14 protein-coding genes are annotated in these 14466 nt (G+C 69.3%); 2 read left to right on the forward strand and 12 right to left on the reverse strand.

Annotation, left to right across the window (positions count from 1 at the left end):
* Positions 1–42 precede the first annotated feature (42 nt).
* The 10 genes from rimM to ftsY form a co-directional block, all read right to left on the reverse strand.
* Positions 43–582, reverse strand: coding sequence for a ribosome maturation factor RimM (gene rimM, locus NMI01S_RS22530; RefSeq protein WP_063000257.1), 540 nt, complete (start codon positions 580–582; stop codon positions 43–45).
* Positions 583–825 (reverse strand): RNA-binding protein, encoded by a 243-nt coding sequence (locus tag NMI01S_RS22535; RefSeq protein WP_036503663.1) that lies wholly within the window; start codon positions 823–825, stop codon positions 583–585.
* Complete coding sequence (gene rpsP / locus NMI01S_RS22540) at positions 825–1265, reverse strand: 30S ribosomal protein S16 (protein WP_062962501.1); 441 nt, start codon at positions 1263–1265, stop codon at positions 825–827. The genes NMI01S_RS22535 and rpsP overlap by 1 nt, the downstream gene beginning before the upstream one ends.
* 318 nt (positions 1266–1583) lie before the next feature.
* Positions 1584–2678 carry an amidohydrolase family protein gene (locus NMI01S_RS22545; RefSeq protein WP_063000946.1) on the reverse strand — a complete coding sequence of 365 codons (1095 nt, stop codon included), beginning with the start codon at positions 2676–2678 and terminating at the stop codon, positions 1584–1586.
* A gap of 142 nt (positions 2679–2820) precedes the next feature.
* On the reverse strand, positions 2821–4404 hold the full coding sequence (gene ffh / locus NMI01S_RS22550; protein WP_063000259.1) for a signal recognition particle protein: 1584 nt from the start codon (positions 4402–4404) through the stop codon (positions 2821–2823).
* A gap of 132 nt (positions 4405–4536) precedes the next feature.
* Entirely contained in the window at positions 4537–4848 is a 312-nt protein-coding gene (locus NMI01S_RS22555) for a hypothetical protein (RefSeq protein WP_036503669.1), read from the reverse strand.
* 204 nt (positions 4849–5052) lie between these two features.
* A complete protein-coding gene (locus tag NMI01S_RS22560; RefSeq protein WP_084513176.1) occupies positions 5053–7569 on the reverse strand; it encodes a [protein-PII] uridylyltransferase in 2517 nt (838 codons plus the stop codon).
* Positions 7570–7572: 3 nt separating this feature from the next.
* Positions 7573–7911 (reverse strand): P-II family nitrogen regulator, encoded by a 339-nt coding sequence (locus NMI01S_RS22565; RefSeq protein WP_030513058.1) that lies wholly within the window; start codon positions 7909–7911, stop codon positions 7573–7575.
* A gap of 4 nt (positions 7912–7915) precedes the next feature.
* The gene (locus NMI01S_RS22570) at positions 7916–9325 is read right to left on the reverse strand and encodes an ammonium transporter (protein WP_157126311.1); all 1410 of its coding nucleotides are present in this window, start codon (positions 9323–9325) and stop codon (positions 7916–7918) included.
* A 206-nt stretch (positions 9326–9531) separates the two neighbouring features.
* Positions 9532–11103 (reverse strand): signal recognition particle-docking protein FtsY, encoded by a 1572-nt coding sequence (gene ftsY, locus NMI01S_RS22575; protein WP_063000948.1) that lies wholly within the window; start codon positions 11101–11103, stop codon positions 9532–9534.
* A gap of 214 nt (positions 11104–11317) precedes the next feature.
* On the opposite strand from ftsY, the gene NMI01S_RS22580 reads away from it, so the two are divergent.
* Entirely contained in the window at positions 11318–11707 is a 390-nt protein-coding gene (locus tag NMI01S_RS22580) for a DUF2237 family protein (protein ID WP_030513055.1), read from the forward strand.
* Positions 11708–11794: 87 nt separating this feature from the next.
* Here the strand turns inward: NMI01S_RS22580 and NMI01S_RS22585 are convergent, their stop codons facing one another.
* Positions 11795–12895 carry an FAD-dependent oxidoreductase gene (locus NMI01S_RS22585; protein WP_063000265.1) on the reverse strand — a complete coding sequence of 367 codons (1101 nt, stop codon included), beginning with the start codon at positions 12893–12895 and terminating at the stop codon, positions 11795–11797.
* A 100-nt stretch (positions 12896–12995) separates the two neighbouring features.
* On the opposite strand from NMI01S_RS22585, the gene NMI01S_RS22590 reads away from it, so the two are divergent.
* Positions 12996–13583 carry a TetR/AcrR family transcriptional regulator gene (locus NMI01S_RS22590; protein ID WP_063000267.1) on the forward strand — a complete coding sequence of 196 codons (588 nt, stop codon included), beginning with the start codon at positions 12996–12998 and terminating at the stop codon, positions 13581–13583.
* Here the strand turns inward: NMI01S_RS22590 and NMI01S_RS22595 are convergent.
* Positions 13517–14404, reverse strand: coding sequence for a TetR/AcrR family transcriptional regulator (locus NMI01S_RS22595; RefSeq protein ID WP_245716979.1), 888 nt, complete (start codon positions 14402–14404; stop codon positions 13517–13519). The genes NMI01S_RS22590 and NMI01S_RS22595 overlap by 67 nt on opposite strands.
* Positions 14405–14466: the final 62 nt, after the last annotated feature.

A 14466-nucleotide genomic window follows, 5' to 3' on the forward strand; every position in this document is an offset into this window, starting at 1 on the left:
CTGACGAGCGCTGCGCGGGTTCGTCGGCTCCGGTGGCCATCACTACTCCTCGTCCAGCAGGCCTTCGGGTGGGTCGATCACGACCAGGCCCTCGGCGACCGACACGGTCGGCACGATCGCGGTCACGAAGGGCACCAGAATTTCACGACCGGCGCGCCCCCCGGCGCCCGCACCGGCCCGGATCGACAGCAATTCGCCCGCGGCCGAATGCAATACCTCGTTCACGGTGCCGATTTCGGTCCCGTCCGCGAGGCGCACGCTCAGTCCTTCGAGTTCGTGATCGTAGAACTCGTCGGGATCCTCCGACGGCGGAAGATCATCGGTGTCGACGAGAAACAGAGTGCCGCGCAACGCATCCGCGGCGGTCCGATCGCCGACCCCCTCGAGACGGACGAGAAGCCGGCCCGAATGCTCTCGGGCCGACTCCACCGTGAATATGTCCACCGCCTCGCTTCCCCGCGCCCGGCCGCGCAGGCGGGCGCCGGGAGCGAAGCGGAGTTCGGGTTCGTCGGTACGTACCTCGACCACGAGTTCGCCGCGCACACCGTGCGATTTGGCGACCCGCCCGACTACCAGTTCCATCTACTGATCGGTATCGACCACGTCGACCCGGATCCCCCGGCCACCGATGCCGGCGACCAGGGTGCGCAGCGCGGTCGCGGTACGACCGCCGCGGCCGATCACCTTGCCCAGATCGTCAGGATGGACGTGGACCTCGACGGTGCGTCCCCGCCGGCTGGTGATCAGGTCGACGCGCACGTCGTCCGGATTGGCGACGATGCCGCGCACCAGGTGCTCGACGGCATCGGCGACGACCGCACTCATTACTCGGCAGCCTCGGTCGCGGCCTCGGCCTCACCCTCGCCCTCGGCGGCCTTGGACTTCTTCTTCTTGGGGGTGACGGCCTCGGCGACCGGCTCGCTGTCGGCGGCGGCCAGGGCGGCGTTGAACAGGTCCAGCTTGCTCGGCTTGGCGGCCTTGACCTTCAGGGTGCCCTCGGCGCCCGGCAGGCCCTTGAACTTCTGCCAGTCGCCGGTGATCTCCAGCAGACGCTTGACCGGCTCGGTCGGCTGCGCGCCGACGCCCAGCCAGTACTGCACGCGCTCGGAGTCGACCTCGATCAGCGAGGGCTCTTCCTTCGGGTGGTACTTGCCGACGTTCTCGATGGCGCGGCCGTCGCGGCGGGTGCGCGCATCGGCGACGACGATGCGGTACTGGGGGTTGCGGATCTTGCCCAGACGGGTCAGCTTGATCTTGACAGCCATGGCTGTATCGATGCCTTTCGATGGCGGCCGCCCGAGGGCAGCCTGAGTGGTCACGGCGCAATTCAGCAGCCCGCACGGGGTACGGGCCCGGTTTTGCGTTGAGTGTGTGACCGCCGCGCGGTACGTAACCGGAGACGGGCTGACACTGGCCTCGAACACGGCACCGCGAGCGGGTCGCGGTCGTCGACGAGGACGGTCGTTCATTGTGCCAGATACGTCCGCACCCGGAGAAATCGCCCCGCGCCGAGCGGGCCGTGCGCCGAGCACACGGAGATCGATGACCAGCCACCGTTGCCGCCGTTCGTCGCGCCGACGCCTCTACCGGTGTCCGGTGACCGGATCGCGGCCCGGGTACACCCGCCCACGGAGGACGACGTACGCCGGGGCGTCGAGCGCGTCGCGACTCGACCGCGGGTCGGTGCGGTAGACGACGAAATCGGCCGGTGCGCCGTCCTCGATACCCGGTCGGCCGAGCCACTCCCGCGCCCGCCACGACGACGCCGCCAGCGCCTCGTGCCGCGACAACCCCGCCCCGGCCAGCGCGTCGATCTCGTCGGCGATGCGGCCGTGCCGGATCGAACCGCCGGCGTCGGTCCCCGTGTAGATCGGCACCCCCGCCGCGTGGGCGTCGGCGACGGTGTCGCGGACCCGGCGGTGCAGATCGCGCATGTGGGCGGCGTAGACAGGGAATTTGGTCGCGCTGTCGGCGATATCGGGGAAGGTGTCGATGTTGACCAGGGTGGGCACCAGGGCGGTGCCGTGTTCGGCCATCATCTCGATGGTGTCGTCGGTGAGTCCGGTGCCGTGCTCGAGGCAGTCGATGCCGGCGTTGATCAGGCCGGGCAGCGCGTCCTCGCCGAAGACGTGCGCGGTGACACGGGCGCCTTCGCGGTGGGCGGCGTCGATGGCCTCCTTCAGGATCGCGTCGCTCCACAGCGGCCGCAGATCACCGGCGGACCGATCGATCCAGTCGCCGACGATCTTGACCCAGCCGTCGCCGAAGCGGGCCTGTTCGGCGACGATCTCGGGCAGGTCGCGCTCGTCGTCCAGTTCGATGCCCAGTTCGCGGATATACCGCTTGGGGCGGGCGATGTGGCGACCGGCCCGGATGATCTTCGGCAGTTCATGGTGGTCGTCGATGAATCGGGTGTCGATCGGCGATCCGGCGTCGCGCAGCAGCAGCGCCCCCGCGTCGCGTTCCACCTCGGCCTGCGCGATCGCGCCCTCGCGGTCCTCGTGCCCGCCGCCGTAGCGAATGCCGACGTGACAGTGGGCGTCGACGAGGCCGGGCACGATCCACCCTGTGTCACACAGGGTTTCGGCGTCACGCACCGGCTCGAACGAGATCACCCCGTCGCGAACCCACAGGTCGCGCACCTCGTCATCGGGAAGAACCACCCCGCGCAGATGCATCCGCATACCGCCTCCTGACCCCGTCGCGAACCCGGTCTCGCCGTCGATGCCAACCTACCGCCGCCATCCACGGTATGTGTCCCGGCACCGCACCCCGGACACGAAACGGGCGGCGCCCTCCGACGCCGCCCGTTTCGCACATTCAGTTCTTGGGGAACTTCAGCTTCGACAGATCGAATCCCTCGAGCCCCGGCGGCAATTCGTCCAGCCCCGCGGGCATATTCGACAGATCCGGCATCCCGGCGGCGGGCATCCCCGGCATTCCGCCCGGCAGACCCGGCATCCCCGGGAACCCTCCGCGCATCCCCTTCGGCGGGGTCGGGCCGCGTCCGCCCTTCTTGCCCTTCTTCCCCTTCTTGCCCTTGGCGTTGCGGCGCGCGCCCGGCAGGCCCATCTGGCGACCCATCGCGGCCATCATCTTGCGGGCTTCGAAGAAGCGGTCGACCAGCTGGTTCACGTCGGAGACGGTGACGCCGGAGCCGTTGGCGATGCGCAGGCGGCGGGAGGCGTTGATGATCTTCGGGTTGGCCCGCTCGGCGGGGGTCATACCGCGGATGATGGCCTGCACCCGGTCGAGTTGTTTGTCGTCGACCTGGGCCAGCACATCCTTCATCTGCCCCGCGCCCGGCAGCATGCCGAGCAGGTTGCCGATCGGGCCCATCTTGCGGATGGCCAGCATCTGGTCGAGGAAGTCCTCGAGGGTGAGTTCGCCGGAGCCGATCTTGCGGGCGGCCTCCTCGGCCTGCTGCTGGTCGTAGACCTGTTCGGCCTGTTCGATCAGGGTGAGCAGATCGCCCATGCCGAGGATGCGGCTCGACATGCGGTCGGGGTGGAAGACGTCGAAGTCCTCGAGCTTCTCACCGGTGGAGGCGAAGAGGATCGGGACGCCGGTGACCTCGCGGACCGACAGCGCGGCGCCACCGCGGGCGTCACCGTCGAGCTTGGTGAGCACGACACCGGTGAAGCCGACGCCGTCGCGGAATGCCTCGGCGGTGCTGACGGCGTCCTGGCCGATCATGGCGTCGAGGACGAACAGCGTCTCGTCCGGGCGCACCGCGTCGCGGATGCCCGCGGCCTGACGCATCAACTCCTCGTCGATACCGAGGCGGCCCGCGGTGTCGACGATGACGATGTCGTAGTGCTTCTGCTTCGCTTCCTCGATGCCGGCCTCGGCGACGTGGATCGGATCGGCGGCGGTGACGCCCAGGGCGTTGTCGCCGCCGCCGATCGACGTCCCCGGATGCGGGGCGAACACCGGCACTCCGGCCCGTTCGCCGACCACCTGCAGCTGGGTGACGGCGCCCGGCCGCTGCAGGTCACAGGCCACCAGCAAGGGCGTATGCCCTTGGCCCTTCAGCCATTTCGCGAGCTTGCCCGCCAGCGTGGTCTTACCGGCGCCCTGCAGACCGGCGAGCATGACGACCGTGGGCGGATTCTTCGCGAACTGCAGGCGCCGGGTCTCGCCACCGAGGATGCCGATCAATTCCTCGTTGACGATCTTCACGACCTGCTGCGCGGGGTTCAGCGCGGCCGATACCTCGGCGCCCTTGGCGCGTTCCTTGACGCGGGCGATGAACTGCCGCACGACCGGCAGCGCCACGTCGGCCTCGAGCAGGGCGAGCCGGATCTCGCGCGCGGTCGCGTCGATATCGGCCGGTGACAGACGCCCCTTGCCACGCAGATCCTTCAGGGCACCGGTCAACCGGTCGGAAAGGGATTCGAACACCGATCGCGCTCCTGGTCTCGTCGAGGGACGTCACTCGGGTTACCAGGGTACGGGCAACTCCGCGATCGGTGGATTCGCCCTAGTCGAAGCCCCGCCGCCGACCGGGCGGCGGGGCCGTCACCGGCACTGCGATCAGGACAGCGCGCTGTGCCGCGGCCGCGGGGCCCGGCTGAAGTCGTGCTGTTCGTAGGCCACCAGATAGACCGCCTCGCGGCCGGTCAGCCCCAGTGGCAGTGCCATGGCGTCCAGGGTCGCCCAGTCGGAGTCACCCGGTGTGCCGTCGACGAGCGCGCCGGCCAGTTTCATGGCCGCCACCGCCTGACCGCCGGTCAGCGTCCGGCCCGGAAGCCAGGAGACCACCCAATGGTCGCCGCCGACGCAGCGAGCGATGTGGTGGGTCGAATCGCTGGTGATCATGGATGAGGACACGACTTCGTTTGCCATCGACCTGCTCCCCTCAACGCACCCAACTCGCCGGACAGGTACAGCAACAGCTCGAACAGCTTGCGATCACGATCAACTTCACGATCTACACCGATCGTAGAGTGGCGGACATCACATCCAGCAGAGGTTGCAGCAACGATCTGGTTACCGCATTACGGACCGAACGACCAGATTGGCCCGATAACCGGCGGGAGGTTGGTAAACCTAACCGGCATCGGCGCCAGTGTCCGTTTCGCTCGGTTTCTTCGGCTCCTGATGCGGGACGACCCCCAACAGCGCCGCCTCGATGGCACGGCGCCGCTGCGGAGTGTCACCCTCACCCAGACCGAGGCCGAACGAGTCGACCACCACCGAGCCCATCGTGTCCGCTTTCGCCCACCGCACATCCGCGCCCTGGTCGGCCAGCGCCGCGGCCAACCGGCTGAGCAGGCCGATGCGGTCCTCGGCGCGCAGTTCGAGCACCACCTCGCCGGGCCGGTCGACCTCGGTCCAGATCACCTTCGGCTGCGCCTGCGCGTACCGGCTGGTCCGAGCCGCCGCCTCGCGCTCCTTGTCCGCGAGGACGGAGGCCAGCTTCAGATCGCCGTTGATCGCGCGGATCAGCTCCTGGCGCAGCAGACCGGCGTCGGGCGGATTGCCGAAAGTCGGTGTCACCACGAAGGTGTCGATCGCGGTGTCTCCGGAAGCCGTCAACGTCGCGGAGAGCACCCGCAGGGAGTGCAGGGCGAGCACCCCGGCCGCCTCCGAGAGCAGACCCGGAGTATCGGGAGCCACGACCGTGACGGTATGGATGTAGCGCCCGTCGCCGGGCGCCAATTCCACGTGCACGCCACCGGCCGCGACCTTGTCCATGACAGCCGCGTCGACCACCGTCGGCGTGGGCGAAACCCGTTGCGGTGCGGGCTCTCCCGCCATCGCGGCGTGGCCGCGGCGCACGAGTTCCCCGATCAGGGACGCCTTCCACTCCCCCCACACACCCGGACCGGTCGCCAGCGAATCGGCCTCGGCGAGGGTGTGCAGCAGATCCAGCAGCTGCTGGTCACCGCCCAACGCGTCGACCACGCGGGCGGCGGTCGCCGGATCATCGAGATCGCGCCGGGTCGCCGTCTCGGGCAGCAGCAGATGATGCCGCACGATCGTCGCCAGGCTGCGCACATCGTCGGGCCACAGACCCAGCCGATGACCGATCCGGTCGGCCAGTTCGGCACCCACCACGCTGTGATCCTCGGTGCGGCCCTTGCCGATATCGTGTAGCAACGCTCCGAGCAGTAGCAGATCCGGCCGGGCGACCCGGGTGCTCAGCGCACTGGCGTAGGCGACGGTCTCGACCAGGTGGCGGTCGACGGTCCAGGTGTGCACGGCATCGCGCGGCGGCAGGTCACGCACCGCCCCCCATTCCGGAAACAGCCTGCCCCACAAGCCCGTCCGATCCAGTGCCTCCACCGCGTCGATGGTGTTGCGGCCGGCGCCGAGCAGCACCAGCAGATCGTTGAGCGCCTCACGCGGCCACGGTTCGCGCAGTTCCGGGGCGTCCTCGGACAGGCGATTGAGGGTGGTTGCCGACATCGGCAGGCCGGTGCGCGCCGAGGCGGCGGCGACCCGCAGGATCAGGCCGGGATCGCGCTGCGGCCGTGCGTCGCGGGCCAGCACCACCTCGCCGGCGTGTTCGACGACGCCCTCGTCGAGCGGGCGGCGAACGGGCAGACGCCGCAGCCGGGCCAGGCCGCGACGCGGCAGCGCGTTGCCGGCGGTGCGCAGGCCGACGTCGACCGAATAGACGACCGTGCGCGCCGCGTCGCTGAGCGTACGTGCCAGATCGAATCGATCGCCGATGCGCAGCGCGGCGCCGATTTCGTCCGCGTCCTGGGCGCGCAGCTGATCACGGGACCGCCCGGCCACCCGATGCAGTTCGGTCCGCACGTCGAGCAGCCGGCGATGGGCGGCCTCGAGACCGCCGCCGGGAACGTCGGGGCCCAGGCCGGGCATGGCGTCGGTCAGCTGGGCGATGGACAGGGCGTCGAGCAACTGGATATCGCGCAGCCCACCGCGACCGCTCTTGAGGTCGGGCTCGGCCCGATGCGCGATCTCGCCGTTGCGCTTCCATCGCGCGTGCGCCTGTTCCACCAATTCACCGAAGCGAGAACGGATTCCGGTCCGCCATTCGCGGCGCACGCCACCGATGAGCAGATTGCTCAGTTCCGCGTCGCCGACGATGTGGCGGGCATCGAGCATGCCGAGCGCGGCGGTGAGATCGTCGGCGGCCACCCGCAGCGCCTGCGGCACGGTCCGCACGCTGTGATCCAGTTTGATGTGGGCGTCCCACAGCGGATACCAGAGCCGATCGGCGACCTCGGCGACCCGCGCGGGATCGACGTCGTCGTGCAGCAGCACCAGATCCAGATCGGAATACGGCAGCATCTCGCGCCGGCCCAGTCCGCCGACCGCCACCACGGCCAGCCCGCTGTCGTCGGTGATACCCAGCTCCGCGCCCTTGGTGGTCAACCACAGCTCGTGCAGGTCGACCAGCGCCTGCCGCAGCGCCTCGGCGCTCAGCCGCGGGCGCCGGGGATCACCACCGTCGAGCAGTTGATCTCGTGCGGCCACCAGATCCTTGGCGCCCTGGGACAATTCGTCTGCACTCATACCCGCAACCACCGCCCGTTCATGCGGGCAGCCCCGTCCCCGGCCGGTGCCAGGAGCGGGGCTGCCCGAATCCTTCATCTCCTATAGTGCGTCGGCACCGCGTTCACCGGTTCGGACCCGGATCACCGATTCGACCGGGGTCACCCAGACCTTGCCGTCACCGATCTTGCCGGTGCGCGCGGCCTCGACGATCACCTCGACGACCTTCTCGACCGAGGCGTCGTCGACGACGACCTCGACCCGCACCTTGGGCACGAAATCGACCGAGTACTCCGCGCCGCGGTAAACCTCGGTGTGCCCCTTCTGACGGCCGTACCCCTGGACTTCGCTGACCGTCATTCCCAGCACACCGGCCTGCTCGAGCCCGGACTTGACGTCCTCGAGTGTGAACGGTTTGACGATTGCAGTGATCAGTTTCATTGCGTCATGCCTCCTTGACGGCGGTACGTGCCGTGCCACCCACAGCAGCGAAATCGTATGACGTCTCCGCGTGCTCCGACTCGTCCATGCCCTTGAACTCGTCTTCCTCGGAAGCACGAATGCCGATCGTGTACTTGATGATCAGCCCCAGAATCAGCGAGACGACGAAGGAGAACGCCAGCACGGTGAAGGCACCGACGGCCTGCTTGCCGAGCTGATCGAAACCGCCGCCGTAGAACAATCCCTTCGCACCGCCGGCGCCCGCACCCGATTCCGGGGTGAGGAACAGACCGATCAGCAGCGTACCGACCACACCACCGACCAGGTGCACGCCGACCACGTCGAGCGAGTCGTCGAAACCGAGTTTGAACTTCAGGCCGACCGCCAGCGCGCACAGCACGCCGGCCACCGCGCCGATCACCAGCGCGCCGAGCACGTTCACCGACGAGCACGACGGGGTGATCGCGACCAGGCCCGCGACGATGCCCGAGGCGGCGCCGAGGCTGGTGGGTTTGCCGTCGCGGAACTTCTCCACGACCAGCCAGCCGAGCATCGCGGCGCAGGTGGCGAAGGTGGTGGTCAGGAAGGTCGAACCGGCCAGGCCGTTGGAGCTCACCGAGGAACCGGCGTTGAAGCCGAACCAGCCGAACCACAGCAGACCGGCGCCGAGCATGACGAAGGGCAGGTTGTGCGGGCGCATCGGCGTCTTCGGCCAGCCCTTGCGCTTGCCGAGCACCAGGCACAGGGCCAGGCCCGCGGCACCGGCGTTGATGTGCACCGCGGTACCACCGGCGAAGTCGATGGCCTGCAGTTTGTTCGCGATCCAGCCGCCGTGGTGGACGATGTTGCCCGCGGCGTCCTTGACGTCGAAGTCGAACACCCAGTGCGCGACCGGGAAGTAGACGATGGTCGACCACGCGATCGAGAAGACCACCCACGCACGGAACTTCATGCGGTCGGCGACCGCACCCGAGATCAGAGCCACGGTGATGATGGCGAACATCAGCTGGAAGGCCACGAACACCGTCATCGGGATGGTGCCGGCCAGCGGGATGTTCACCTGATCCACCGCCGACGCACCGGTCGAGGGGTCCGCCGGGCTGGCCTTGACGGCATTGGTGCCGATCAGCCCCTTGAGCCCGAAGAACTGGGCGGGGTTGCCGATCAGGCCGAGTTTGTTGTCGCCGAATGCCTCGGAAAAGCCGTAGAGCGACCACAGCACGCCGACGACGCCCATCGCGCTGATGCTCATCATGATCATGTTGAGCACGTTCTTCGAGCGGACCATGCCGCCATAGAAGAACGCCAGCCCTGGGGTCATCAGCAAAACGAGCGCGGAGCTCGCCAGCATCCATGCGGTGTCGCCGGTGTCGGGCACACCGAGCAAGGGATACGCCACCTTGTTCCTCCTCATCTCGGGCCCGGCCGAAACTGCGGCAAACGAGCCTGCACAGAAGGGTCGCGATCTGGTGTTTCATCCGTGCCGCCGCGATGTTTCGCATGCGTGAACGGATCCGCTTGCTGTGTTGCTACCAGGTTTCAGCGCGCGCACAGCGCATGCCGGCGCACCGTGAGGACCGTGTCGAAATGAGGAGGAACTGCCGTTTTCGCTGCTCGCCGCTACCCGAGGAGGGCGTCGACGAATGCGGATGGTTCGAAGGGGGCCAGATCGTCGGCGCCCTCGCCGAGGCCGACCAGTTTCACCGGCACGCCGAGCTCGTGCTGCACCTGGAAGACGATGCCGCCCTTGGCGGTGCCGTCGAGTTTGGTGAGTACCACCCCGGTGATGTCGACGACCTCCGCGAAGACCCGGGCCTGCGTGAGGCCGTTCTGCCCGACGGTCGCGTCGAGCACCAGCAGGACCTCGTCGACGGCGGCCTTCTTCTCCACCACGCGCTTGACCTTGCCCAGCTCGTCCATCAGGCCGGTCTTGGTGTGCAGGCGGCCCGCGGTGTCGACCAGGACCGCGTCGACACCCTCGTCGATGCCGGTGCTGACCGCGTCGAAGGCGACCGATGCCGGATCGGCCCCCTCGCGGCCGCGGACCGTATCGGCGCCGACCCGCTCACCCCAGGTCTGCAACTGGTCGGCGGCGGCGGCGCGGAAGGTGTCGGCGGCGCCGAGCAACACGCGCCGGCCGTCGGCGACCAGGACGCGCGCCAGTTTGCCCGTCGTGGTGGTCTTCCCGGTGCCGTTCACGCCGACGACCAGCAGGATCGATGGATGGTCGGCATGCGGCAGCGCGCGGATCGCGCGATCCAGGTCCGGGCGCAGGGCCTCGATCAGCACATCCCGCAGCACCTGTCGCGCCTGCTCGGCGGTGCGCACGCTGCGCGCGGCCATTTCCTCGCGCAGTCGCTCGACCACGGTCGTCGTGACCGAGGTGCCGAGGTCGGCCATGACCAGGGTGTCCTCGATCTCTTCCCACGAGTCCTCGTCGAGGTCACCGCCGCCGAGCAGGCCGAGCAGGCTCTTGCCGACCGCGTTCTGCGACCGCGAGAGCCGCCCGCGCAGGCGGGTCAGGCGGCCGGCGGTGGGTTCGATCTCCTCCACCGGGGTGGGCTGGGGCGCCGGGGCGGTGGGGGTCGGGGCTGTCGGAGTAGGCGCGGTAGGAGTAGGGGCGGTCGGGGCGCTCGGCGCCGTGGCCGGAGCCGAATCCACCGGGGCGGATTCGGGTGTCTCGACGGGGGTGGGCGTGACCGCGGTGGCGCCGTCGGTCGAGGGCGGCGCGGCGGGAGCTTCGGCCGGCGCTTCCGGCGCGGCCACGCCGTCGCCGGGGGTTCGGGTCGTTTCCGGTTCGACGGTCGGCGCGGTCGCGGTCGCGCCGTCCGCCGGGCGATCGGCGAGGGTATCCGGTTCCGGCAACCGTACGTCGGTGATGGTCCGGCGCACCGAGTCGCGCGGGATGGCGGCGTCGTCGCCGACGTGCGGCTGCCCCTCGTCGTCGGTGCGTTCGATCGGGACCGGTTCGGGGCGCGGTGGGGTCAGCGTGCCGGAGCCCGCATCGCCTCGACTGAAGTTGAAGCCACCCGCTGCGGTGTATCCGCCCGACCGGTCGGTCAGCTGCTTGTCCTGCTCCTCCGCCGGGGCGATGCTCACTCGGCGGCGCTTGTACAGGACGAATCCGGCAACGAACGCCACCAGTAGTACGGCGACGATCGCGGCGATCAGAATCCAGGCTTGCGCAGTCACGACTCCCATCCTGTCAGAACCCGCGAACGCGCCCGCGTGGCGGCAGGCGGGTGTTGCGCCCGCGGCGGTACGGGTGATTCGTCACTATCGGCGCACGCCCGACACGCCGACGACGTCGGACGATAAGCCGTCCGGCCACGCATCACCGGCAACCGTCCCGATACCAACCGCCCAAGGCGCGGCGAATCCGACACAGAGACAATAGGATCGGCTCGTGACCGATCGAAATGTGCTTGGGGGACCGCTGGAGGAGTGTGGCACCGATCCTCTCACCGGCTTCTACCGGGACGGCTGCTGCAGCACCGGCCCCGAGGATCTGGGTAGCCACACCGTCTGCACTGTTGTGACCCAGGAGTTCCTGGAGCATCAGAAATCGATCGGCAACGATCTGCTGACCCCACGCCCGGAGAACAATTTCCCCGGCTTGCAACCCGGCGACCGCTGGTGTGTGGTTGCGGTGCGGTGGCTGCACGCCCACGAGGACGGGGTGGCCGCGCCGGTCGTTTTGGCCGCGACCCATGAGAACGCACTCGAGGTCGTGCCGATGGAGACCCTGCGCAAATACGCCGTCGACGTCCCCGACGACGTGAGCGATCTGTTGTGATCGCGGACCGCCGATCGGGCCGCTCGAGGCTCGGGGCTTGCGGCGAACGAGACCCCTCAGGAATGGGCTGCCGGCCGAGTGCAACCGTCACGCGGCCGCGCACAGCCGGACCGCGGTATTGCGCAGCCCGATAGCGGGACGCGATCCGGGCACCATCAGCGCCGAGGCGAATCGAACCCCGCGATGTGATGCGCCGATCCGATCGCGATGCCGCCGCTCGTAGCGTGCCCACGCCGTAGCCGGGTCGTGCGGCGTCCGCGCGAGTTCCTCGGCCAGGGTGTACGCGCCCGCGATGGCCAGGCTCGATCCGTCGCCGAACAGCGACAGGCATGAGGCGGCGTCTCCTACGACCGCGACCCGGCCTCGCGACCAGCGCGGAAGCGATACCTTGCTGACGGCGTCGAAGTAGAGGTCACCACCGGCACGCACCTCGTCCAGCACGGCCTCGAACGGCCCCGTTCGCCCGGCGAATTCCGCGACCAGCAACCGACGGTGCGCCTCGCTGTCGCGGTGGTCCAGACCGGCCACCGGTGCCCGCCGGAACATGAAGGCCGCGATCGGGCGGCCGCCGGCGGGATGGACCGAAACCGACCGTCCCGGCGAGTTGTACATGACCACCTCGTTCGCGGCGCCCGCGGCGCGCGTGACGGGCACGGTGGCGATGTAGATCCCCATGTGCCGCACGAATTCCCGGTCGTCGCCGAAGGTCAGCCGGCGCACCGCCGAATGCAGGCCGTCGGCGCCGAGCACGTAGTCGTAGTGCGCCCGCTCCCCCGATTCGAAGCCGACGGTGACTCCCGCCGCGGACTGCTCGATCTCGGAAACACCGTCATTCCAGCGCATCTCGACGTGGCCGCGGGAGGCTCCGGCGAGAATGGTGGCGAGATCCGCGCGGGCGAGCTCCACGTCACCGCGCTCTCGATCACCGACGCGCATCGAGGCGCGGTCCCGGCCCCGCGCGTCGACGAACCGCAAGCGGTCCACGGCCGTTGCGGCAGCACGCAATTGGGGCAGCACACCCATGGCGGTCACCACCTCGAGCGCCGGCCCGCGCACGTCGACCGGGTTGCCGCTGGAGCGCAGTCCCGCGGCCCGCTCGACCACGGTCACCCGGAATCCGTGTCGGCTGAGCCAGTAGGCCAGCGTCGATCCCGCGATTCCCGCTCCGGAAACGAGTACCTCGACCATGTCGCCACCTCTCTCAAGTGGACGATTTTCGTCCGCTTAGTTCGATGGTAGATTAAGTGGACGCAATTCGTCCACTTAATGAGCACGACGGGAGCCGCCGATGGTCTCGGAGCCGATTCACCCGGATTCCCTGCGCGCCGACGCGCGCAGCAATCGCGATCACCTCCTGCTCGCCGCCTTGGACGTCTTCGCCGAACGCGGCACCGATGTCCCGATGAAGCTGATCGCCGATCGCGCCGGGGTGGGAGTCGGCACGCTGTATCGCCGGTTTCCCGACCGCGACGCCCTGGTGGTCGCCACCGCGCGGGCCCACCTGGACCGCCTCGCCCGCATGGCCGACTCGGCGGGGGCGGAGGAAGCGACGGCATGGGACGGGTTGCGCCGGTTCCTGCGCGAGTGCGCGCTACTGCGCCTGGGCGCGCTGGCGGCGGCCATCGAACCGGCCGTCCACGCCATGGTCCGCACCGATCCGAGCGTGGGCGCGGTGCGTGCGGGAGTTCTCGACCGGATCGGCGAATTGATCCGGCGAGCCCAGCGAGACGGCGACCTGCGCACCGATATCGGCCTCCCCGAGGTCGGTCTCCTGATGACCGTGCAGGTCTACGCCCAGCCCGGGGAACCCTATCCGGCGGCGGTGGAGCGAGTGCTCGCCATCGTGTTCGACGGGCTGCGTCCGGTGTCGCGCTGATTCGGCCTTCGCGCCGCAGCTGCGGCGCGGCGCAACCGGTGGGCCTTCTGCCTGCACGCGGACGAGCAGTACCGGGCGGGCCGTCCGGTCTCCGCATGCGCCACGTCCGCCCCGCAGATCGGGCAACTCCCACTGTCACGATTCCCCGCGGCCACCGTCGTTTCGTTACGGCCGAGAGAAAAGTTCGCCGGTTTCGTTACGGCCGACTCGCTACGCATCGCAGCCAGCAGCATGGCGGCGGGGCGGGACAGCTCGTCGCGGGCAGTCGAAACACGCTGCATCGCAACGCAACCGGCGAAGATCGCCAGCACGTCGGTCAGGGTCAGATCGGCACGTACCCCGCCCGCACGCCGCGCCGCCTCCAGCAGCTGCCCGAGGGCGAGGTGAAATCGCTCGCCCGCATCCCGGAGCAGCATCCGTGGCCAGCCGTCGTCGGCGTCGAGCAGGTCGCACATCGCCTTGTTCCCGGGCGTGCGGGTGACGACCTCCGCGCAGAATGCCAGGAAGGCCGCGGCGGGGTCCGGATCGTCGCGCAGCATCAACGCCCGCGCGGTGAGCTGGTCGATCCGTTGCTGCAGCACGGCCTCGAGCAGGTCGGTCTTGGTCGGGAAGTGGCGATGCACGGTGCCGGCCCCCACACCGGCGCGGCGGGCGATCTCGGCCAGCGACACCGACGTTCCGGATTCGGCGAAGGCCCGCTGGGCGGCGGCGAGGACACGAGCCCGGTTGCGGCGCGCGTCGATTCGGGTGCCCGTCACTGCGGGCGCCGGTTCGCGCACCCCGTAACGAAACCCCGCGTCGGCGAATAGCGGAGACGACAACGCTGCTCCTATCGTGCGAATACGGGTCGACCGACCCGATTCTACCGAAAGGGCTCCTCCGA

Source organism: Nocardia mikamii NBRC 108933, assembly GCF_001613505.1.
GTDB classification, from domain to species: domain Bacteria; phylum Actinomycetota; class Actinomycetes; order Mycobacteriales; family Mycobacteriaceae; genus Nocardia; species Nocardia mikamii.

Coding starts and splice junctions, on each gene's coding strand:
- NMI01S_RS22535 (WP_036503663.1), bottom strand. CDS start 825: ATGAGTGCGGTCGTCGCCGATGCCGTCGAGCACCTGGTGCGCGGCATC.
- NMI01S_RS22565 (WP_030513058.1), bottom strand. CDS start 7,911: ATGAAACTGATCACTGCAATCGTCAAACCGTTCACACTCGAGGACGTC.
- NMI01S_RS22590 (WP_063000267.1), top strand. CDS start 12,996: ATGGTCTCGGAGCCGATTCACCCGGATTCCCTGCGCGCCGACGCGCGC.
- NMI01S_RS22560 (WP_084513176.1), bottom strand. CDS start 7,569: ATGAAGGATTCGGGCAGCCCCGCTCCTGGCACCGGCCGGGGACGGGGC.
- rimM (WP_063000257.1), bottom strand. CDS start 582: ATGGAACTGGTAGTCGGGCGGGTCGCCAAATCGCACGGTGTGCGCGGC.
- NMI01S_RS22545 (WP_063000946.1), bottom strand. CDS start 2,678: ATGCATCTGCGCGGGGTGGTTCTTCCCGATGACGAGGTGCGCGACCTG.
- NMI01S_RS22570 (WP_157126311.1), bottom strand. CDS start 9,325: ATGAGGAGGAACAAGGTGGCGTATCCCTTGCTCGGTGTGCCCGACACC.
- NMI01S_RS22555 (WP_036503669.1), bottom strand. CDS start 4,848: ATGGCAAACGAAGTCGTGTCCTCATCCATGATCACCAGCGATTCGACC.
- rpsP (WP_062962501.1), bottom strand. CDS start 1,265: ATGGCTGTCAAGATCAAGCTGACCCGTCTGGGCAAGATCCGCAACCCC.
- NMI01S_RS22585 (WP_063000265.1), bottom strand. CDS start 12,895: ATGGTCGAGGTACTCGTTTCCGGAGCGGGAATCGCGGGATCGACGCTG.